Source organism: Streptomyces sp. Root1304 (assembly GCF_001426405.1).
Taxonomy (GTDB): Bacteria; Actinomycetota; Actinomycetes; order Streptomycetales; family Streptomycetaceae; genus Streptomyces.
On sequence record NZ_LMEP01000022.1, the window covers coordinates 110,687 to 130,801 of the forward strand.

Here is a 20,115-nt window from a genome sequence, read left to right on the forward strand (position 1 = left end):
TCTTGCCGCCAAGGAAGACCCGATGACCACCGCTCCGCTCGCCTCCGTGCTCTTCGTCTGCGTCCACAACGCGGGCCGCTCCCAGATGGCCGCCGGATTCCTGCGCCACCTGGCCGGCGACCGCGTCGAGGTCCGCTCCGCCGGTTCGATTCCCGGCGACCAGATCAACCCGGCCGCCGTCGAGGCCATGGCCGAGGTCGGCGTCGACATCTCCGACCAGCAGCCCAAGGTGCTGACCACCGTGGCCGTCCAGGCGTCCGACTACGTCATCACCATGGGCTGCGGCGACGCCTGCCCGGTCTTCCCCGGCAAGAAGTACCTCGACTGGGCCCTGGAGGATCCGGCCGGCCAGGGTGTCGAGGCCGTCCGCCCGATCCGTGACGAGATCAAGGTCCTGATCGAGGGCCTCATCTCCGAGATCGACGTGCAGCAGGAAACGTGACTCCCTTGACCGACTCGAGCACAGAGACCGTGGGCGACGTCCGTGAGGTCATCGTCATAGGCTCCGGACCCGCCGGATACACCGCAGCCCTCTACACGGCCCGCGCCCAGCTCAGGCCCCTGCTCTTCGGCAGCTCGATCTTCGTCGGAGGGTCCCTGACCACGACGACCGAGGTCGAGAACACGCTCGCCGACGTCGTCCTGCGCGACACCTTCACGGGCAGGACCCGCGATCTCGCTTCCGCCGGCCTGTTCATCGCCATCGGCCACGACCCGCGCACCGAACTCTTCACCGGCCAGGTCGACCTCGACGACGAGGGCTACATCAAGGTGGAGGCGCCCTCCACCCGCACGAACCTGCCGGGAGTCTTCGCCGCCGGCGACGTCGTCGACCACACCTACCGCCAGGCCATCACGGCCGCGGGCTCCGGCTGCCAGGCCGCACTCGACGCGGAGCGGTACCTCGCCGCCCTCGCCGACAAGCGCAAGACCGCCGCGAGCGTCACCGTCACAGCCTGAGGCACCATCGAAGCCCACGCTGTCGGCCCTCCCCATGAACACCAGCTCCTGCCCGTCGCGTTGGCGGACCTGCCGGGCAGGAGCTGGCACATTCCCCAGGTCGGCACGACGAGTCGTACCGCAGCCGGTCTTCGGTCTTCGTGCGGCCGCACGTGAGCACAAGAAGCCGGCAACGAAACTCGCTGCCGGCTCATCTGCTCCGCTCACGGTTCGGACCTGCTCGGTAGACCCCTGCGGCACGGCTACGGGCGAAGGGCCTTCAGCTGGATTCCGGCTCCCCGCACGAGTGGACCGGTGCGCCGACGAGGATGTCGGCGGCGCTGGGGAACTCGGTGACGCAGCGGGGGTTGACGGCGTACCGGATGCTGGCACCGGCCCGGCGCCTGGTCAGGAAGCGGGCGGTGTGGAGGATCTTCAGGTGGTGCGAAACGGTCGACTGGTTGAGTCGAAGGTGGTCGACGATCTCACCCACCGGCACGGGCTCCGGTCGACCGCTCAGGAACCGCATGATGCGGATACGTGTGGGGTCTGCCAGGGCTCGGAACCAGCGGGCGTACTCCTCGACGGTCTCCCGGTCGAGTGACGTTTCGGACATGGGAATCCTTAGCGGCCACGGGGATCGCCTCCGCGCCGTCGGCAGCAGCGAAGTGCGGACCGGTCGAGCCATCGGGAGCGTGGTCGTCCGCCCACGGTCACGAGGGGACGCCGGCGAGTACAACGGTGCGAACCGTGGCCGGAGCTCTGAGCTCCGGCCACGGTTCGCGTGCGATGACGTGCTCAGCAGCAGGTGCCGCCCGGCTCGCACTCCTGCGCGTCGGCGGTGCTGTCGGCCGGCTTGCGGGCGCGGATGAGGGCGGCGTGGAGGCCGTCGGCGGCCTCCTGGGTGAACACGACCTCCGCGTCCTTCAGGCCGACCGCGTCGAGGAGTTCCTTGTACTCGGCGACCGACAGGGCACCCGCGATGCACTGGCTGTGCCCGCCGCGCTCCGCTCGCTCCTCGGGGCTGAGCCGGTCCTCGGCGACGACGTCGCTGATGCCGAGGCGGCCGCCGGGGGTGAGGACGCGCGCCATCTCGGCGAAGACGGCGGGCTTGTTCAGCGACAGGTTGATCACGCAGTTGGAGATGATCACGTCGACGGTGTCGGCGGGCAGCGGGATGGACTCGATCGTTCCCTTGAGGAGGACGACGTTGTCGATCTCGGCGTCGGCGACGTTGCGGGCGGCGAGGGCGAGCATCTCCTCCAGGAAGTCCAGGCCGAAGACGCGGCCGTCGGGGCCGACGCGCCGGGCGCTGAGGATGACGTCCAGTCCGCCGCCGGAGCCGAGGTCCAGGACCGTCTCGCCCTCGCGGAGTTCGGCGACGGCGCTCGGGTTGCCGCAGCCGAGACTGGCGAGGAGGGCGGCGTCCGGGGCGGTGCCGGGGCCGATCTCGTCGTACGCGGCGGGACCGAAGGTCTGCGGGTCGGGCGAGCAGCAGGCGCCGCTCGTCTCGGCTTCGGCGGCCTTGGCCCGGTAGTACTCCCGGACCTCTTCCTGCAGGCTGCCGGCAGTGGTGATGTCGCTCATGACGGGTGGTCCTTCTCGGTCAGGCGCCGACGGGGGCGAGGCGGTGCACGGGGCGCGGGTAGGAGGGCTTGAACGACACCGGGGTGGTCGCCGAGGAGGTGACGGCGGTGGCCAGGTCGGCGGCCTTGACGGCTTCGGTGACGGCCGCGTCCAGGGCGTCGGGCTCGCAGGCGACCCGGGCGTTGACGACGGCCCGGCCGACCGGCGCGTCCGCTTCGGCGGCGCGGTCGAGGGTGGGCTGCGCGCCGGACTCGGTGAGGCTGAGCTTCGCGAAGTCGCCGTCGGCCGTCTCCACGGTGATCTTGGCGTGGCCGATCACGGCGTCGTGCTCCGCGGCCCAGACGGACAGCTCCTGGAGGACGGTGCGGGCCCACGCGGTCGCGTCGAAACCGTCCCCGGCGGCGGTGAGGTCGAGCTCCTGGTTCATCCAGGCGAGCTGGGCCTCGGCGGCCGCGTAGCGGTCGTAGTCGATGTCGAGGACGACGTCCTCGTTCGTCGCCGGTGCCTGCCAGGCGTCGAGGAGCGTCTCCAGGTGGGCACCCGTGGTGGCCGAATAGCCGACGACGGTCGCCTTCGGGTTGCTCGTACGGAGCGAGGCGAGGAGTTCCTCGGCCCGGTCCGGCTCGATGGTGTCCAGCTTGTTCACGGCGATGACGTCGGCCTCGGTGACCTGCTGGCGGAAGAGGTACGAAAGGTCCGACTCCGGCTCGCCCCGCTCGGCGGCGCGGGCGAAGGCCAGGTGACGCAGCGGGTCGACCACGGTGGTCAGCGGTGCGACGACCATGTCGTCGCCGTAGTACTGGCGCAGCGGTCGCACGACGGTGGCCTGGAGGTCCGTGCAGCTGCCGACGGCCTCGGCTATCACGGTGTCGACGCTGTCGGAGGCGACGAGTGCGACGATCGCCTCGACGAGGTCCTCGAACTTGCAGCAGAAACAACCGCCGGTGACCTCGGCGACGCTGTCGAGCTTGCTCCGTACGAGCTTGGTGTCGACCAGCTCGACGCCCTGGTCGTTGGTGATGACGGCGACCTTGCGGCCCTGCTCCTGGAGCGCGAGCGCGGCGGCGGTCATGGTCGTGGTTTTGCCCGCCCCGAGGAATCCGGTCAGGGGGATGAAGGTGATCATGTGGTCCTTCTCGTCCTTGTCGTGGAGTCGGGCGGGTCAGCCGCAGCAGCTGTCGCCGGAGCCGCCCAGGAGGGGCAGGTTCGCGGGCTGGGCCGGGGCGGGGGACGCAGCGCCGAACGCGACGCGCCTGCTGTTTCCGAAGGCGTCGAGCCAGGCGTTCGCCTGCGGCCGCAGCGCCGGGTCGGAGAGCAGCATCGAGGTGGTGACTTCGCGCGGGGTGCAGCCGCGCAGGGCCTTCGCCTGGTGGGCGCCGGCGCCGAACTCGACGGTGCGCAGCCCCTCGGCGTAGGCATCGCGGACGGGCGCGTCGAGGACGAGGGCGAAGTAGATGCCGCTGCGCTCGCCGATCGCGGCGTAGTCGAAGCCTGCCCACTTCGGGAAGAGGCGGTGGTTCTTGCGGATGGTGACGCAGGTGGCGACCAGCGCGCCGTCCTTGTAACCGAGGTACGCACGCACGTCCGCGCCCTCGTCGATCAGGGCGGAGAGGATGCCCACGATGTGCTCGGGCTCCTCGCCGGCGCCGTTCTTCTCCCTGTTGAGACAGGTGAGTTCGGCGATGCGCGCGACGTAGGGGCGGATGTCGGTTCCGTCGACGCGCTCGATCGTCACACCGGCCGCCTCAGCGCGGCGGACGTCGCCCTTGATGCGCTGGCGCTTCTTCAGCGGCAGGGCGGCGAGGTGCCCTTCCCAGTTCGGCGCGTCGAGGCTCATGAAGTCCTCGTAGCCCCAGAAGGTGCTGGACGCACCGGCCGCGTTGAGCGCGTCGACGAGGGCGTCGTTGCCGCGCCTGCTGGGGATCCAGGGGGCGACGATGCAGCGGATGCCGGCCTCGAAGGCGGCGGGCACGAGCTTGTCGACGATGGACCCCATCAGCGTGGGAGTCCAGAAGTTGTAGGCGACCTCGGTGCGGTAGCCCAGCGGGGAGCCGAGGAGGAGCGTCGGGAAGAAGGGCTCGGTTCCCAGGGCGTCGACCTCGGCGCTGCGCGTGGCGTCGGTCTCGGCGCCGCAGCACACCTCTTCACCGGAGGGCGCCTGCCATCCCAGGTAGGTGCGCGGCTCGTGGTCGACGACCGGCGGGGTGGTGAGGATGTAGCCGGGGAGGAGGGCCAGTTCGCCGCGGGCGCGGTGGGCGAGGGTGTGCCAGGGCTGGACGTCGGGGAGCACCTTCTCCGTGGCCCGCAGCCAGCTGGGGCCGAGGTACGGCCACGAGTCGGTGAGGCCGGCGAGCTCGCCGGTCCAGTCCATGTCCGGGAGGGCCTGGCCGGTGGAGATGACGACGCGGGGTGATCCACCCATGTCAGTGTCCTTTTCGTGTGAGCGGGTGGGTCAGCACTTCACGCAGCAGCGGATCTTGCCCGCGTCCTCGGCGTCGGTCCGACGCTCCTGCCAGAGCTCCTCGACGCGCTTGTCGGGGTGGGTCCACTCGACCCAGAAGCCGCGGTCGACGGTGGCGATGTCCTCCATCCACGGTGAGGAGAGCAGCGGGGAGCCCTTGAACAGCAGCAGTCGGGTCTGCAGGGCGGTGGGGTCGGTGACGCGGGCGAGTCCCGTCTCGACCAGCCAGTCCTCGAAACCGAGGAGCTCCTCGTACTCGATCCACGGGGTGAAGGGGATGAACGTCGGGTAGAGCTCGAAGCCGATCCGCTCGGCCTCGTCGACCGCCTCGCGCATGTGGTCGACGTCGATGTGCTTGTCGAAGATGCGCAGGATGCGGTTGGAGGGGAACTCCAGGGCGCAGGTGACGCGGCGCAGTCCGAGCGAGACGAGCTTCTCCAGCTCCTTCGTGTAGTCCAGGACGTGGTCGACACGCGTCGTGAACTCGAACGTGATCGGGCCGATGGCCTCGACGAGCCGCTCGACGACACCGATGCCGATGGTGCGGGAGTTGAAGAACTCGGCGTCGATGAAGCAGAAGTGCCGGACGCCCTCCTCCGCCAGCTGCAGTGCGTCGGCCAGGACGCTGTCGGCGTCGTAGGCGGCGACGCCACCGTCGTACGCACCGTACACGGAGCAGTAGGTGCACTTGTGGTGGCAGCCGCGGGAGGCCTCGATGTTGCCCATCAGGCCGAACGGCGAGTGGTGCGCCGGGTAGTGCACGAGCGAGGGGAACAGATCCCGCGCGGGCTTGGTGACCGAGATGCGCCGGCGCGGGGGCTTGGGCCGCATGCCCGCGCGGGTCATCAGGGCGGGCACCTCGTCGAGCGCGAGGGTGCCGGCGGCGAGCTGGGCCAGCTCCTCGCTGATGAGCTCGGGCTCCTCCATGATGATGCCGTCGGCGACCTCCAGGAACTCCCGGTGGTTCATCTGCGCGTACTGACCGAAGGTCACGACCGTGGTGCCGTACGCCTCCGAGACCCTGCGCGCCAGGGCGATTCCGCGCTCGAGGCCCTCGAACTGCTGGACCGAGACGAGCGTGAGGTCGAAGGGGCCTTCCGGAATGGCGTCGGGAAGCAGGTGCGCGTCCCAGCCGACGACGTCGGCGCCGTGGTGCTGCAGAGCGGCAGCCGCACACGCGGACGTCAGGGGCTGGAGCTCCGCTTCGAACGCGGAGGCGACCAGAACACGGGGACTACTCACACTTCCCCCCAGGGAGTGATCAAGGAGCGTGACGGATCGAGATGGGGCCGGGTCAGAGCCGAGGTCGGTAACGACGCTGTCGACCGACGGCCGGAACCCTGCCAGCGTTGAGCGATGTATGTCAATAGATCGATGAATGACTGAAAGCCCACCCTCGTGACCCCCGTCGCCACGGGGCACCGATGCCCTGATTCGCCCTCCTCTGTGGCTGGTTGCGAAGAGAGGCTACTTGCTTGAATTCTTTAGTTCACACAGCTTGAAGCCGTCCGGGCGGGCGCGTCGACCGGCGACCACTGGGGCTTCGGAATTCGTGGCCACCCACAGGCAGCGCACCCACCGCCTCGGCGCATGACTCAAATTCAATCGCCGATCATCGATGGTTTCGCCCCACCAGATCTCGCCAGGATGGCTCTGAGGCGGTAGCGTTCGGCCACGGCATCGCGGTCCGCACCCGGGGTCAGCGGGTGAACGGCTACCGACGCCTTGACGCTTCAGGCCCTTCAAAGGGGAGTGGGCTGAACACCGATCGTCCGGGCGCGGGAGCGCCCCACGGCAGCCCCTACGGGCCTGAGCGAGTTCAACGGGCACGCGGGAGGATCTCCGGGACATCCGGTTGCAGGCCCTGAGCAGCCATCATCCGCACCCCCGGTATCCACCGCGCCGCCCTCCCGGAGCACCTGCAGGCTCACCCGGCGTCCCGCCTCGTCCACGCGGCAGGGGCGCGAACGGCGGTCACGACCACAGCACTTCCGCGACCCGCCCCCAGACCTGCAGGCCATACGGGTGACGATCCACCACCGGTGTCCCCGATTCCCGTCCCTTCCATCACCGCAAAGGCACCGCCATGTCTTTCATGCCCACCGAAACCCGCAACAGAGCAGCGCGCCTCACCGGACGACGTGTCCGCCAGGGCGCCTCCGTCACCTCCGCCGCCCTCCTCCTCTCCGCCGCCCTGACCGGCTGCGCCGGCTCCGCGATGGCCGGATCGGACGCCATCCAGGCCAGCGGCTCCACCACTGTCGCCCCGGTGGCATCCGATGCGGCCGAGGCGCTGAAGGCCAAGGGCCTGAACATCACCGTCGCCACCCAGGGCGGCTCCGCCGGCGGCATCTCCCAGCTCGGCACCGGCCAGATCAACATCGCGCTGAGCTCCAAGCCTCTGTCGGAGAAGGACCAGAAGGCCTACCCCGACACGGACTTCGTGACCACGCAGATCGGCGCGGACGCCGTCGGCGTGATCATCACGAAGGAAGTGGCCGACGGCGGTGTCAAGGGCCTGACCAAGGACCAGGTCGCGGGCCTGTTCGAGGGCAGGATCACGAACTGGAAGGAGGTCGGCGGCCCCGACCTCCAGGTCTTCGTGTACGACAAGGAGCCCGGCCGTGGCACCCGTGAGGTGCTCGACAAGTTCATCTACGGCAAGGGCGAGCCGCCGGCCCCGCCCAAGTCGGCGAACTACGCCATCGTCGGCGGCAACCTGGAGACCCGCAACAAGCTCAAGTCCACCCGCGGTTCCGTCGCCCCGCTGTCCACCGGCTTCATCGACGGTCACCCCGAGCTGGTCGCCGTGCCTCTGGAAGGCGTCGCCCCCACCCTGGCGAACGTGGCCTCCGGCAAGTACCCGATGACCCGCCCCCTGTACATGATCACCAACGGCAAGCCGAAGGGCACCGTCAAGCAGTACATCGACTACATCCTCTCGCCCGAGGGCCAGAAGCTGCTGCCCAAGCACGGCTACCTCACGCGCGAGCAGATGGGCCTCTGACCATGGGTCTCACTCTGGAGCGCCCCACCCAGGCGCCCGGACCCGCCGTGCCGCGGCCCTCCCCCGGGAGCGGCCGCGGCAGCCGGGCGAGATGGGTCTGGGGCTGGGCCTACAGCGGCATCCTGTCCGTGCTGCTCACCCTCACGGTCCTGCTCGGCTACCTGGTCACGGGCATCGCGAGTGGAACCATCGACTGGACGGCACTGCTCACCTCGTCCACCTGGAGTCCGGGGAACCTCGCGTTCGGCGGCCTGGCCATGATCTACGGATCGGCGGTCGTCTGCGTCCTGGCACTGGTTCTCGCCGTCCCCGTGGGCTGGGCGGCGGCCGTCGCCCTGTCCGAGTACCTTCCGCCTCGCCTCGCCAAGCCACTGCGCCTGAGCATCGAACTCCTGGCAGCGGTCCCCTCCATCGTCTACGGCCTGATCGGCATCATGGTGATCCGGCCGTTCGTGGCGAATCTCGGTGACGTGCCGGGCGGAGACAGCCTGCTCGCCGCCGGCATCGTCCTCGCCGTGATGATCATGCCGACGATCGTGGCGGTCAGCGTGGACGCGCTGGCCGCCGTACCCGGCCGGTATCGGGAGGCCGCGTATTCCCTCGGCCTCACCCGCCGCGAGGTCGTCCGGTCGGCCGTCCTCCCCCAGGCCCGCCCTGGCATGCGGGCCGGCGTCCTCCTCGGCCTGGCCCGGGCACTGGGTGAGGCCATCGCGGTCTTCATGGTCATCGGCCGCGCCGACGACCGGCTCCCCGAGTCACTCGGGGACGTGTTCTCCTTCCTCGTGCGCCCGGGCCAGACGCTCACCACCAAACTGGCCGGTCCCGAGCCGATGCTCGCGGGCACCTCGGGCCCGTACTTCGCGGCCCTGTGCGGGCTGGGCATCATCCTGCTGGCCCTGGTCGCCGTCGCCACCGTCTGGGGCACCCGCGGCTCCACGGGAAGGGTCACACGCGCTCCACGTGCCCGGCGGTCATCCGCGTGGCTGCGCACTCCGAAGGACCGGCTCACCACCTTCGTTCGGCTCGGGGCCCTGCTGCTTCCGGGGGCTCTCCTCGTCGGCATGCTCGGCATCCTGCTGGTCCGCGGCGGCGAGGCGCTCAACCCGGTCTTCTGGTTCACGCCCTCCGAAGGAGCGGCGGGGGGCGGCATACGCGACCAGATCCTCGGCACCCTCCTGCTCCTCGCGACCACGGCGCTGATCGCGCTGCCGCTCGGCTACGGAGCGGGCATCGTGATCGGCACGCGCGCCTCCGCGAAAGCCGCCCGCGTGCTCGAGACCCTGACCGTGGCGGTCGGCGGAACGCCCACCATCCTTCTGGGACTCGCCGGATACGTCCTCTTCTGCACGACCATGGGCTGGGGCCGCTCCTGGCTGGCCGGCGCCGTGGTCCTGGTGCCCGTGGTGATCCCGGTGGTCGCCCTCACCACCGCAGGCCGGATCCGGAGCATGCCGACGGAAATCACCGAGGCCGCGCTCGCACTGGGCCTCACCAGCTCCCAGTACGTCCGCTCCGTGGTCATTCCGTACACCTGGCCGGCCACGCTCACCGGCCTGCTGCTCGGCCTGGCCCGCGCGGCAGGAGAGACGGCTCCCCTGATCTTCACCGCCACGGTGTTCTTCGGGGCACCCGCTCTCCCGACCGGCATCGTCAACGCTCCGATCCAGGCCCTGCCCACGCACATCTTCACCCTGTCGCAGGACTCGGGCGCTCCCGAGGCGATCGCCCAGGCATGGGGCAGCGCCCTCGTCCTGGTCCTGATCACCGCGGGCCTGCTCAGCCTCGCGGTCTTCCTGCGCAACCGCTTCGAAGGAGCCCGACGATGGACGACGTGACAACCGGTCTCGCGCCGCTGGACGACACGGTCGACAAGACTGTCATCGCGGTCCGCGACCTGCAGATCTCCGACGGCACGAAGCGCCTGGTCGGTCCGGTCACCTTCGAGCTGGCCACCGGATCCACCACCGGCCTGTGCGGCCCGTCGGGCGCGGGCAAGTCCACGGTGCTGCGCGCCCTGGTCGACCTGCTGCCCCACGGACTCCGCCGCCAGGGCGAGGTGCAGGTCCTCGGCCGTCCCGTCCGGTACGGCAAGGGCGACGCCGGCCTGCGCAGCACGGTCGTCCTGGTGCCGCAGACCCCCGTGGTCTTCGGCGGCAGCATCCTGGACAACGCCCTGTTCGGCCTCCGGCACCTGGTGCGGGCGTCCCGTACGGAGCTGCGCGACCGCGTCGAGCAGGCACTGCGCGAGGCGGGCCTGTGGAGCGAGGTCGCCGACCGGCTGGACACGCCGGCCCAGACCCTGTCCAACGGCCAGCGCCAACGACTGTGCCTGGCCCGCGCCCTGGCCCTCGAACCGGCGGCTCTCCTGCTCGACGAGCCGACCAGCGCCCTGGACGAGCGGAGCCGCGACACCGTCGAGGAGTCCGTGGCAGCCCTGCGGGGCAACCGGACGGTCCTGCTCGTCTCCCACGATCCCGCACAGGTGGAGCGACTCTGCGACCGGACGGTCCGCATCGACCTGCCGAACACCTGCGAACCTTCCGCAGCGGCGGTCTGAACGCTCGTCCACCCCGCCGGACCGGTGGAACCTGGGCCCGCCCTCGCGACGAAAGCGCGACGGCGGGCCCAGGCGCATGATCGGGATGTCGGCGGCTCCACCGGCCGGGCCGTGTTGGTCGCGGAGGGTCCGCCCAGATCCCGCACACGGACGGTGCCTCCGTCGAGTACCCAGCCAGAGTGCCAACCGATGGCGCTCCTGTGACGAATCAGGCGGCTTCCCAGAGGCGGGCGTCCAGGATCCGGGCGGCCTTGGTGATGCTGCCCGGCATCAGGTGCCGGTAGGTGCGGTACGTCTCCTCGATGGACTTGTGCCCCATCCACTCCGCCACGTCGGTGATCGGGATCCCGTTCCCGAGGGCGTTCGAGGCGAAGTAGTGCCGGAAGCCGTACATCCCCACCCCCTCCTCCGGCGGGAGATCCGCGAAGAGCTTCCTCACCCGGCGCCGCTCCATGCCCTCAGTGAAGTAGCCGCCCGGGCCGCGCAGCAGGTAGCCGTCCCGCGTGGTGCCGTGGTCTTCTTCTCCGCATACAGCTGGGTGAGCCGTTCGATCGCGTCGTCCTGCAGTCCGAGACCGGAATCGAGCCGATCACGGTGACCGCGACGTACCCGGTCGGCGTCGCCTTGGGCGCCGACCGGGCACGCCGGACCGAAGCCCAACCCGTTCCGCCGACGGCGTTGCGCCCTGCCGACGGCCGGCGGGACGTCTAGTCTCGGCGCGTGGGACAGCCCGATCAGCGCGCCGAAGGCGCGGGACCGTTCACGACCCGTCTGACCTGGCAGCCGCCCGGCGGCGGCACGGCCGTCTGGGAATCCCGACCCGCCCGGCGCCGAGGCCTCATCACGGTCCGTCCGCCCGGCGCGGCCGACGCCCGTCATGCCGGCGCCGACGACACCGTCCTCGCCCGGCTTCGCAGGCTCAACGCCATGGCCGCCACCGCCTTCGTCATCGGCGGAGCGCTCTTCGCGGCCGGCGCCGCCGTCGCCCAGTTCGGCTCCGGCGACGCCACCACCTGCGCCTCGATCTACTTCGCCGGCGGTCTGTTCTTCAACACCGGCGGTTACGTGTCCCTGCTCCAGGTCATCAACGCCCCGCGCCACGTGCCCGGAGCGGAAGGCACCCTGATCGCCCGACGGTGGCGGTGGTGGAGCTACGAACCGATGCGGGTCGACTGGCTGAGCGCCTTCGTCCTGTTCGCCGGCACCCTGGTGTTCGCCGTCGACCTGCTCGATTCCTTCCTCCAGGGCCTGACCGCACAGCAGGTCAACCGACTCATCTGGGCACCCGACGTGATCGGCTGCGTGCTCTTCCTGATCTCCGGCCACCTCGCGTTCGTCGAGATCTGCCACGGCCGACCGCGCATCCGACAGCGCGACCTCGGCTGGTGGATCGTCGCCGTGAACCAGCTGGGCTCCGTCCTCTTCATGGTCTCGGCACTCGCCGCCTACACCCGACCCGCCACCGGCAGCCTGATCAACGCCGACATTGCCAACTGGGGCACCCTCACCGGTGCCCTCTGCTTCTCCGCCGGCGGGATCCTCCAGCACTACGAACGCCCCTGACCCGACCTGGGGCGGCGAAGGGAAGGTCACCGGTGCGCCGCGTTCTCCGCCGATGAGATGCGGACGCCGTCCCCTCCGGGCAGAGTGGGGAAGGACCTGTTCGTACCGAGGTGGTCCCTGTGGTCCCGCGTACTGGAGACGGGACGGACCGATGCGAGGATTGTCGTGACGTCGGAGTGATCGATGTTCCGCAGACGGCCGGCCGACAACAGCGAGGACCTTCTGGTCCGGCTCGGATCGCTGACCGCCCGGGCGCGGCAGTTGGCCGAGACGCAGCGTTCCCGTGTCGAGCTCGCCGTGGCCCTGCAGCGCGACATGCTGCCCTCGGACCTGCCCAGTCTTCCGGGCGCCCGGCTGGCCGTCCGCTATGAGCCCGCCAACCACGGGCTCAACGTCGGCGGTGACTGGTACGACGCCTTCTCCCTGCCCGGCGGGCAGATCGGGATGTCCATCGGTGACGTGCAGGGGCACAACATCGAGGCCGCCGCCTTCATGGGACAGGTCCGCGTGGCACTGCGCGCGCTGGCCTCCGTCACCGCAGACCCGGGCGAGCTGCTCGGTCGTACCAACGACCTGCTCATCTCTCTGGACGCCGACCTCTTCGCCACCTGCACCTTCCTGCGGCTCGACCCCACGGCCGGCACCCTGGAGTGCGCCCGGGCCGGTCACATCCCCCACATCTGGGCCACCACCGACGGCCGCTCCGGCATCGACGACAGCGAGGGCGGGCCTCCGCTCGGTGTGCTCCGGGGCGTCGACTACCCGTCCACGTGCCACCGGCTCACCGCCGACGGTGTCTTCGTCCTCCTGACCGACGGGGTGGTGGAGGGGCCCTCGCTCCACGTCGACGAGGGTCTGGACCGGGTGACGCGGCTCGCCGGGATCACCGCCGTCGCCGGGCTGGACGTCGAGGCGCTCGCCACCGCCGTCATGAAGCTGGCGGCCACGGTGGGGCACGAGGACGACGCGGCCGTCCTGGTCGTCGGCCATGACGGCGCTCCGGTCCGGGCGGCGGCCGAGGAGTGAGGGGAGGAGGCTCGCCTCGGGCCGGGCCGGGTCGGGTCGGGCCTCGGGCGGGGCCGGGCCGGGCCTCGGGCGGGGCCGGGCCGGGCCTCGGGCGGGGCCGGGCCGGGCCGGGTCGCTCCTCGGGCCGGGTCGGTCCTCCGGCCGGGTCGGGCCTCCGGCCGGGTCGGGCCTCCGGCCGGGTCGGGCCTCGGGCCGGCCCCGTGCCGTACGGCGGCGTCCGACACGCAGGGGTCCTTGCCCCGTCGTGGCGGCCCGGCCGGTGTCTGATGGCTGACGTGTTGGATATTCGGCAGTTCCGGCCCGCTACGGAGGCGGCTCTGATGTCGCTGGCCGTGGCGGTTTGCTACTACGCGGCCGCACGACTCGGCCTGATGGGCCGCCTCGTCGTCGAAGGCGCGGTGGTCACCCCCATCTGGCCGCCCACCGGCGTCGCCGTCGCCGCCCTGCTGCTGCTCGGCGCGCGGGTCTGGCCCGGGATCGCCCTCGGCTCCTTCCTCGTCATCGCCTCCCTCACCACTCCGGGGCCCACCACCGTGGTCACCGTGGTGAGCAACACCGTCGCGCCGCTCTGTGCCTTCCTGCTGCTGAGACGGGCCGGCTTCCGGCGCGACATGGCGCGGCTGCGGGACGGACTCTCCCTGGTCTTCCTCGGCGGGTTCGGCGCCATGCTGATCAGTGCGACCGCGGGGGTCGGGCTGCAGGTGGCGAAGGGTTCCCTGGAAAGGGGCGAGTTCTGGCCCGTCTGGCTGGCCTGGTGGGTGGGCGACACGATGGGGGTGCTGCTCGTCGCCCCGCTCCTGCTCGTCCTCGCGGGGCCTGCCGGACGGTTCCGGGTACGGCGCTGGAAGGAGGCGGCCTTTCTGGGGCTGACGACCCTGGTTCTCATGCCCATGGCCGTGCTCAGCCCGATGAGCATGCTCTTCCTCGTCTTCCCCCTGCTGATCTGGGCGGCGCTCCGCTTCCAGCTCGCCGGAAGCATGCTGTGCGCGCTCTTCGCCTCCGTGCTCACCACCATCCAGGCGACCTCCGGGCAGGGCGCGTTCCTCCACCTGACGGACGTCGAGATCATGGCCAAGCTCCAGGCGTTCAACGGTTCCGCCGCCCTGACCGCCCTGCTTCTCGGCTCCGTCATCACCGAGCAGCGTGCGACCCGCCGGTCGGTGCGCCGCGCCTGCCAGGAACTGGCGGAGGTCCTGGAGCACCTCGCGGCGGGCGAGCCCAAGCCGGGTCCACCCGGCACCACCGAGAGCCGGGCAGCCCCACCCGGCGGCCACCGGGATCCGTGACCCCCCGCGCCGGAGCCGACGCGGGGATCAGGAGCCGTACAACGACCGGAAGGCATGGGAACCGTCCGTCGTCACCGAGCTGGTGCGTGATCGCGTGCTCCGCGGCGGGTCCCCGTCGTCGAGCCGTCACCGACGGGGTGGTCACCGAGGCGGAACGGTGATCACCTGGTCCGGTCGAGCACGTACGTGAACAACCTGTCCAGGTGCTGTGCGGCCATGTGCGTGAGGGGCGCGTCGCGCAGCGCGCGGCGGGCGGTGTCCAGGTGCCGGCGCGCTTCGTCGCGGGCCGCGGTCCGCCCGCCCAGCTCCTCCACGAGTGCCGCGATGTGTGCGGCGGCCTCGTGGTCGAGCGGCTGGGCAGGGTCGAGCAGCGCCGCCAGTTCACGCGCGGCCCTGCCCCCGCCTGCCAGTGCGGCGAGCATCGGGTAGGTCTTCTTGCCCCTGCGCAGGTCGGCGTGAACGGGTTTGCCGGTCACGGCGGGGTCGCCCCAGATGCCGAGGATGTCGTCCACCGCCTGGAAGGCGAGGCCGAGATGGCGGCCCGCCCGTTCGAGCGTGGTCACGGTCCGGTCGGGGGCTCCGCCGAGGACCGCGCCGAGCGCGACGGCGCACCCCAGCAGGGCGCCCGTCTTGTGTTCGGCCATCGACCGGTACTGCTCAGGTCCGACCGCGCCGGGGCCGTACCACGGACGGTGTTCGAAGCGCAGGTCCTGTGCCTGGCCGGACACCAGCGCGTTCAGGGTCCGGCAGAGGCAGCGGACCGCGGCCGCCGCGTGCCGGCCCGGGGTCTCGGCCAGGGTGGTCACGGCCTGGGCGAGAAGCGCGTCGCCGGCGAGAACGGCCGGGCCGGTCCCGTACGCCTTCCACACCGCCGGCCGCTGCCGGCGCAGGGCGTCGCCGTCCATGATGTCGTCGTGGAGGAGCGAGAACGTGTGCACGAGTTCGACGGCCACGGCGCCGGGAACGGCCTCCGCGCCATCAGCCCCGACCGCCTCCGCCCCGAGCACGGCGAGCGCCTGGCGCACTCCCTTGCCCTCGGACCCGCCGGAATCCGGAGTACCGGACAGGTCGGACCAGCCCAGCGCGTACGCCGCCATCTCACCGGTCCACGGATGCAGGCCGCCCACCGCCTCCACCAGCGCGGGTCGGACGAGTTCACGACAACGCTCCAGGACACGGGCCGGCGCTGCGTCGTGACCCGTATCGCGCTCGGTCTCGCGCTCGACATCGTGATCGACGTCGTGGACACGCGAGGAACGCACCGCGGCCACGAGTGCGGCGCCCGGCGAGCACACCGGCGAGAACGGTGTCGGGACGGCGCTCACCGCAGGCCCTCCGCATCGGCGGCCTGAAGCGCCTCGGCCCCGACCGCCGGCAGCACGGGCCTCACGGCGCCCCGCTCTCGGCCGTCGTGGTCCGGCAGCGGCCCCACCCCCAGTTCGGCCGCTGCCTTGTCCACCATGTCCCGGGCATGCCGCAGCCCGATACGGTCCAGCGCGGAACGCAGTTCGGCCAGGTCCACGGCAGTGTGCGCGGCGTCGCGGCCCAGGTGGGCGGAGGCCTTGACCAGCCCCAGTCGCGACAGCGCCGTCCCGCGCGGCTCGTCCATCTCGTGGAACTCCTCAAGGGCCAGCGCGTACATCTCACGGGCCTGCTCGTAGCGGCCCGCCCGGTACAGCACGTTGCCGCGCATCTTGTGGTTGTAGGCGAGCGCACTGGACAGCCGCATCTCCCGGCAGGCCTCCTCCGCCCGGGACAGCAGCGACAGCGCGCGCTCCACGTCGGCGTCGCGCACGGACACCACGTCCGCGATGCCGCGCAGCGCCCAGGCCCACCCGCGCCGGTCCTCGGCTCGGGACGCCGTCTCGGCCGCCTCCTCGAACAGGGCCAGGGCCTCGTCGTATTCGCCGGTGTTGCGGTGCATCTGCGCGATGCCCTCCAGCGCCCACACCGTGTGCCGGGCCTCGCCTCGGCGGCGGGCCTCGGCAAGCAGCTGCTCGTGCAGCCTCCGCACCGCCGCGTAGTCGCCCTGGATGCGCCCAGTCTCGGCGAGCCCCGCCAGCGAGTAGCCGCGCACGACGACGTCACCGCCCCGCTCGCCCGTCTCGGCGGCCAGCCTCAGCAACCGGTACGCCAGCCTGAACGCACCGCGCTGTCGGGCCAGCGTGCCGCCGCTCCACAGAGCCCACGCCATGGCCCCCTCGTGACCGGCCGAACGCGCCGCCCGGTAGCTCGCCTTCCACGCCCGGTCGGCCTCCTCGACGCGCCCGAGCCTGCGGCAGGCCTCCGCCACGGCCAGCCCGCAGCGCGCCTCCTCCCGCCGGTCCCCGGCCCGTTCCGCCGACCGCAGCTCCTCCATGCCCCGCGCCAGCACCTCGGGCAGTGAGGCGTTCACCGACAACGATTCGAGAGCACCCTGGTACTCCGGCGCCGATGCCTTCGCCCGCCTCGTCCCACGCACCTGACCTGCCATCACACCCCTCCTCGTGTCGACTCGACGATCAAGTCGACACGAGGACCAAGACGGCGACCGCGGGCCGGGGTTCCCTCTCGGCCGAGAAGTCCGCCTCCCTACGGACGCGGCGTCGTCCTCAAGTGCTACGCGGCTGTCGACGACTCCCCAGCGAGATGTACGCCGGGTCCCGGGCCGACAGGTCCGGTCGCGCGGGGTGAGGTTCGACCGGCACCATGGGCGGCGCCGCGAAACCGAGATCCGGACCACGGGGGAAGGAACCTGTCGGCTGCTCGTTCAGCGCCTCGGGAACGCCGGTGCCGTCGGAGCCGGCCCCAGCGTCGTCGTGCCGGGGGGCGAGCGATGGCCCAGCCCCGTACGGTACGCGTCCAGTGCGGCCTCGGTGCGGCCGCCGCGGCGCAGGAGGTCGCCCAGCAGACGGCACAGATCGGCGAGGTCGCCGCTCGCTCCGCTGCGCTCCAGCAGTCCGAGCGCCATGACGTAGTGCTCCTCGGCGGTCTCGCTGTCCCCCCGCTCCTCGGCGATCAGTCCGAGCAGCCTGTGCGCACCCCCGGCGTGCACCGCGCCGTGCCGGTCACCCAGCTCGAGAAACGCAGAGAGCAGACCCGACGCCTCGTCGTGCCGTCCGAGCCGCCGGAGGACATCGGCCAACTCCACCTCCACCTGCGCGGCGAACAGAGCCGCACGCTTGGCATTCAGCATGTCCCGGGCGGCTCGCAACTCCTTCTCGGCCGAGGCGAGTTCGCCCTTCTGAGCCTGAACGTAGCCGCGCATCCAATGGCAGTGCGCGAGATCGGTACACAGGCTCAGCTGCTGGTAGATCGCCTGCGCCTTGGCCAGTGAGGCGTCGGCGTCGGCCGTGCGTCCCTCGGCGAGGAAGGTGCGAGCCACCTGCCGGTGCATGCCCGCCACCAGCGCCGGATCGTCGACCTGCGGAGCCAGCGCCAGGGCGAGCTCGGCGGCATGCGCGGCACGGGCGTGCGCACCCATGTCGATGTACGGGCCGATCACGGCTGCGTACAGGATGACCAGCGCCTCGGGGTCGGCCAGGCCGCTCGCACCGAGCTCGTCGATGGTGGATTCGAGCAGGTAGCAGGCGTAACGCAGTTCCCCCGCCAGGAGGTGCGCGACGGCACGGCCCCGGATCGCGCGTGCGCGGCGGGGCAGCGGCTCCTCGGCGAGGAGCCGCTCGGCGGCCTGGAAGTGATGGCCCGCGTCGACCAGTTCACCGGTCTCCAGGGCGCAGTCGCCGAGCCCGAGCAGCGCCTCGGTCTGCTCGGGAACGAGTCCGAGGTGCTCCGCGTCGGTGAGGAGCCGGCGGTAGCGCACGGCGGCCTCGTCCGCCGTCCCGGTGGCCAGCTGCTGGTGGGCGTCGGAGAGAGCGAGCCGCAGCTCGGTGGCGAGGTGCGCGGGGCGGCCGGTGGCCAGTTCTTCGTACGACGTACCGAGCCGTTCCGCAAGGAAGCGCAGCGCGGTCTCCGAAGGCCTGACCTTGCCCGACTCCAGCGTCGAGACGTACGCGGGGGTGTACGAAGGCTCGGCCAACTGCCGCTGCGTCAGACCGCGTTGAGTGCGCAGGCGCTGTACTCGGTGACCGATCGTGGCCGGATCGTCCATGCGGACCCCCTGGTTCGTGAACTCCCCAGTATCCAGCCGCGGCAGGCATTGCGCACCCCTCGCACTGCCCCTAGGTTAAGCAACTTGTTCAGCGCATTTACTGAGACGGTTAACTCGCCTGACAAGGGGCTGATTTCATGCGTTCAGCACGACGCGGAGCCGTGGCGGCCGGAGTGGCCGTCGCCCTCGCGGCGGTCCTCGCCGCCGCACCCGGCAGCGCCGCCGCGGACCCGACGGCACCTCCCGCGGCCGGAGTCGAGGTCGAGATACCCGGGCCGGAACACGGGACGCTCGCCGGATCCGGCCACACGCAGGTGCCGTCGGAGGGCCGGAACCGGCCGGCCTCCCACCTGACGGCGACCGAGGCGGCCGCCGACGGCGGGGTGGCCGAGGTCGTCGACAACGGCCCCCTCGCCGACCGGCTCGACATCGTCGTCGTCGGAGACGGCTACACCGCCGCCGAACTGCCCCGCTTCCACGCCGACGCGCAGCAGAAATGGGCCGAGTTGACGGCGGTCGAGCCGTACACCACCTACCGCAACCTCTTCAACGTCTGGACCGTCGACGCCGTCTCGAACCAGTCCGGCGTCTCCGGCGACCCCTCTCCCGACACCCTCCGGGACACGGCTCTCGGCTCGTACTTCTGGTGCGACGGCATCGAGCGGCTGCTCTGCGTCGACCAGGACAAGGTCGACGGATACGTGGCGAAGGCCCCCGAGGCCGACCTGGTGCTCGTCCTCGCCAACAGCACCAAGTACGGCGGCGCGGGTTACAACGAGCCCAGCGAGACCCTCGGCTACGCGGGCATATCGACGGCCTCGGCGGGCAACGAGAAATCCGGCCAGGTCGCGATCCACGAGACCGGCCACTCCCTCGGCAAGCTCGCCGACGAGTACTTCTACCCCGACTACCCCGGCTACGAGCGCTATGTGGGCCCCGAGCCCGCCGACTCCAACATCACGACGTTCACCGCCGACGAACTGGCCGACCGGGACACCAAGTGGCACCGCTGGCTCGGCGAGCAGTCTCCCGACGGTGGCGCCGTCGGCGCGTACGAGGGCGGCGGCTACTACGTCACCGGACTGCGGCGTCCCACCGAGAACTCCATGATGCGTTCCCTCGGCAAGCCCTTCAATCTGCCCGGAGTGGAGGCGATGATCGCCGGCTTCTACCGCGAGGCGCGCATCGCCTCCCCCGTCACGCCCACCGATCGCACCCTCCGCGGGGGCGACACCGCCCAAGCCCTCGTGCCCCGGCTGACGGGGGCGGACGGGCGTCAGCTCACGATCCGCTGGTACCTGGACGGTCGGGAGATGAAGTCCCTCGCGGGCCGCACCGACGTACGCGTGTCCGACCCGGCCCTGCGGCGGCTGCTCGACCGTCGGCCCCACACACTCTCCCTCACCGCCGAGGACCGCACGCCCTCGGTGCGGGACCGCGCCATCGCCCGGACGATGAGGTCCACGGTCAGCTGGACGGTCCGGCTCTGACGGCTCCGGCCGGGCATGCGACGCGGTTCGCGGGCGGCTCGAGGGCGCCGTCCAGGAGCGTGGTGCGGTCCTCACCCCGTTCTCGCCGACCTCCCCCGATCAGTGGCCT

At 71.3% G+C, this 20,115-nt stretch carries 18 protein-coding genes; 9 read left to right on the forward strand and 9 right to left on the reverse strand.

Going from position 1 to position 20,115, the window contains the following annotated elements; genetic code table 11:
- Positions 1–22: 22 nt before the first annotated feature.
- Complete coding sequence (locus ASD33_RS19985) at positions 23–442, forward strand: arsenate reductase ArsC (protein ID WP_056561980.1); 420 nt, start codon at positions 23–25, stop codon at positions 440–442.
- A gap of 29 nt (positions 443–471) precedes the next feature.
- Positions 472–960: an FAD-dependent oxidoreductase gene (locus tag ASD33_RS19990; protein WP_079044932.1), complete on the forward strand. Its 489-nt coding sequence runs from the start codon at positions 472–474 to the stop codon at positions 958–960.
- A gap of 259 nt (positions 961–1,219) precedes the next feature.
- Here the strand turns inward: ASD33_RS19990 and ASD33_RS19995 are convergent, their stop codons facing one another.
- The 5 genes from ASD33_RS19995 to ASD33_RS20015 all read right to left on the reverse strand — a co-directional run bounded on the left by ASD33_RS19995 (position 1,220) and on the right by ASD33_RS20015 (position 6,229).
- On the reverse strand, positions 1,220–1,555 hold the full coding sequence (locus ASD33_RS19995) for a metalloregulator ArsR/SmtB family transcription factor (RefSeq protein WP_056561983.1): 336 nt from the start codon (positions 1,553–1,555) through the stop codon (positions 1,220–1,222).
- Between the two features lie 182 nt (positions 1,556–1,737).
- Positions 1,738–2,526, reverse strand: a complete 789-nt coding sequence (locus ASD33_RS20000; RefSeq protein WP_056561985.1) for a methyltransferase domain-containing protein — start codon at positions 2,524–2,526, stop codon at positions 1,738–1,740.
- Positions 2,527–2,545: 19 nt separating this feature from the next.
- Complete coding sequence (locus ASD33_RS20005) at positions 2,546–3,652, reverse strand: GTP-binding protein (RefSeq protein ID WP_056561988.1); 1,107 nt, start codon at positions 3,650–3,652, stop codon at positions 2,546–2,548.
- Positions 3,653–3,688: 36 nt separating this feature from the next.
- Positions 3,689–4,948 carry a GNAT family N-acetyltransferase gene (locus tag ASD33_RS20010; protein ID WP_056561990.1) on the reverse strand — a complete coding sequence of 420 codons (1,260 nt, stop codon included), beginning with the start codon at positions 4,946–4,948 and terminating at the stop codon, positions 3,689–3,691.
- Positions 4,949–4,978: 30 nt separating this feature from the next.
- Entirely contained in the window at positions 4,979–6,229 is a 1,251-nt protein-coding gene (locus tag ASD33_RS20015; RefSeq protein WP_056561993.1) for an RCCLKC-tail radical SAM protein, read from the reverse strand.
- Between the two features lie 853 nt (positions 6,230–7,082).
- Between ASD33_RS20015 and ASD33_RS20020 the strand changes: the two genes are divergently transcribed.
- Genes ASD33_RS20020 through ASD33_RS20030 form a run of 3 tightly spaced genes read left to right on the forward strand, consistent with a single transcriptional unit; the run spans position 7,083 to position 10,551 of the window.
- A complete protein-coding gene (locus ASD33_RS20020) occupies positions 7,083–7,994 on the forward strand; it encodes a phosphate ABC transporter substrate-binding protein (RefSeq protein ID WP_056561995.1) in 912 nt (303 codons plus the stop codon).
- A 2-nt stretch (positions 7,995–7,996) separates the two neighbouring features.
- On the forward strand, positions 7,997–9,829 hold the full coding sequence (gene pstC, locus ASD33_RS20025) for a phosphate ABC transporter permease subunit PstC (RefSeq protein WP_079044887.1): 1,833 nt from the start codon (positions 7,997–7,999) through the stop codon (positions 9,827–9,829).
- Positions 9,817–10,551 (forward strand): ATP-binding cassette domain-containing protein, encoded by a 735-nt coding sequence (locus ASD33_RS20030; RefSeq protein ID WP_056561996.1) that lies wholly within the window; start codon positions 9,817–9,819, stop codon positions 10,549–10,551. The genes pstC and ASD33_RS20030 overlap by 13 nt, the downstream gene beginning before the upstream one ends.
- 208 nt (positions 10,552–10,759) lie before the next feature.
- Here the strand turns inward: ASD33_RS20030 and ASD33_RS20035 are convergent, their stop codons facing one another.
- Complete coding sequence (locus tag ASD33_RS20035; protein ID WP_056561999.1) at positions 10,760–11,005, reverse strand: tyrosine-type recombinase/integrase; 246 nt, start codon at positions 11,003–11,005, stop codon at positions 10,760–10,762.
- 266 nt (positions 11,006–11,271) lie between these two features.
- Here ASD33_RS20035 and ASD33_RS20040 point away from each other — a divergent pair, with 266 nt between their 5' ends.
- From ASD33_RS20040 to ASD33_RS20050, 3 genes are all read left to right on the forward strand, one after another.
- Complete coding sequence (locus ASD33_RS20040) at positions 11,272–12,114, forward strand: hypothetical protein (protein ID WP_056562001.1); 843 nt, start codon at positions 11,272–11,274, stop codon at positions 12,112–12,114.
- Positions 12,115–12,297: 183 nt separating this feature from the next.
- The gene (locus ASD33_RS20045; protein WP_056562003.1) at positions 12,298–13,140 is read left to right on the forward strand and encodes a PP2C family protein-serine/threonine phosphatase; all 843 of its coding nucleotides are present in this window, start codon (positions 12,298–12,300) and stop codon (positions 13,138–13,140) included.
- Positions 13,141–13,460: 320 nt separating this feature from the next.
- Complete coding sequence (locus tag ASD33_RS20050) at positions 13,461–14,426, forward strand: MASE1 domain-containing protein (RefSeq protein ID WP_242427130.1); 966 nt, start codon at positions 13,461–13,463, stop codon at positions 14,424–14,426.
- Positions 14,427–14,587: 161 nt separating this feature from the next.
- Here the strand turns inward: ASD33_RS20050 and ASD33_RS20055 are convergent, their stop codons facing one another.
- From ASD33_RS20055 to ASD33_RS20065, 3 genes are all read right to left on the reverse strand, one after another.
- Positions 14,588–15,598: a polyprenyl synthetase family protein gene (locus ASD33_RS20055; RefSeq protein ID WP_056563085.1), complete on the reverse strand. Its 1,011-nt coding sequence runs from the start codon at positions 15,596–15,598 to the stop codon at positions 14,588–14,590.
- A gap of 149 nt (positions 15,599–15,747) precedes the next feature.
- Positions 15,748–16,899, reverse strand: coding sequence for a tetratricopeptide repeat protein (locus ASD33_RS20060; protein ID WP_056562008.1), 1,152 nt, complete (start codon positions 16,897–16,899; stop codon positions 15,748–15,750).
- A gap of 276 nt (positions 16,900–17,175) precedes the next feature.
- Entirely contained in the window at positions 17,176–18,516 is a 1,341-nt protein-coding gene (locus ASD33_RS20065; protein ID WP_056562010.1) for a helix-turn-helix transcriptional regulator, read from the reverse strand.
- Between the two features lie 137 nt (positions 18,517–18,653).
- Between ASD33_RS20065 and ASD33_RS20070 the strand changes: the two genes are divergently transcribed.
- Entirely contained in the window at positions 18,654–20,006 is a 1,353-nt protein-coding gene (locus ASD33_RS20070) for a M64 family metallopeptidase (protein WP_056562013.1), read from the forward strand.
- The last annotated feature ends 109 nt before the right edge of the window (positions 20,007–20,115 follow it).

What these genes read in the sequence shown, in the direction of transcription:
- ASD33_RS19985 (WP_056561980.1), top strand. Translation starts at nt 23, where the DNA reads ATGACCACCGCTCCGCTCGCCTCCGTGCTCTTCGTCTGCGTCCACAAC.
- ASD33_RS19995 (WP_056561983.1), bottom strand. Translation starts at nt 1,555, where the DNA reads ATGTCCGAAACGTCACTCGACCGGGAGACCGTCGAGGAGTACGCCCGC.
- ASD33_RS20000 (WP_056561985.1), bottom strand. Translation starts at nt 2,526, where the DNA reads ATGAGCGACATCACCACTGCCGGCAGCCTGCAGGAAGAGGTCCGGGAG.
- ASD33_RS20005 (WP_056561988.1), bottom strand. Translation starts at nt 3,652, where the DNA reads ATGATCACCTTCATCCCCCTGACCGGATTCCTCGGGGCGGGCAAAACC.
- ASD33_RS20010 (WP_056561990.1), bottom strand. Translation starts at nt 4,948, where the DNA reads ATGGGTGGATCACCCCGCGTCGTCATCTCCACCGGCCAGGCCCTCCCG.
- ASD33_RS20020 (WP_056561995.1), top strand. Translation starts at nt 7,083, where the DNA reads ATGCCCACCGAAACCCGCAACAGAGCAGCGCGCCTCACCGGACGACGT.
- pstC (WP_079044887.1), top strand. Translation starts at nt 7,997, where the DNA reads ATGGGTCTCACTCTGGAGCGCCCCACCCAGGCGCCCGGACCCGCCGTG.
- ASD33_RS20030 (WP_056561996.1), top strand. Translation starts at nt 9,817, where the DNA reads ATGGACGACGTGACAACCGGTCTCGCGCCGCTGGACGACACGGTCGAC.
- ASD33_RS20035 (WP_056561999.1), bottom strand. Translation starts at nt 11,005, where the DNA reads ATGGAGCGGCGCCGGGTGAGGAAGCTCTTCGCGGATCTCCCGCCGGAG.
- ASD33_RS20045 (WP_056562003.1), top strand. Translation starts at nt 12,298, where the DNA reads ATGTTCCGCAGACGGCCGGCCGACAACAGCGAGGACCTTCTGGTCCGG.
- ASD33_RS20050 (WP_242427130.1), top strand. Translation starts at nt 13,461, where the DNA reads ATGTCGCTGGCCGTGGCGGTTTGCTACTACGCGGCCGCACGACTCGGC.
- ASD33_RS20060 (WP_056562008.1), bottom strand. Translation starts at nt 16,899, where the DNA reads ATGGCAGGTCAGGTGCGTGGGACGAGGCGGGCGAAGGCATCGGCGCCG.
- ASD33_RS20065 (WP_056562010.1), bottom strand. Translation starts at nt 18,516, where the DNA reads ATGGACGATCCGGCCACGATCGGTCACCGAGTACAGCGCCTGCGCACT.
- ASD33_RS20070 (WP_056562013.1), top strand. Translation starts at nt 18,654, where the DNA reads ATGCGTTCAGCACGACGCGGAGCCGTGGCGGCCGGAGTGGCCGTCGCC.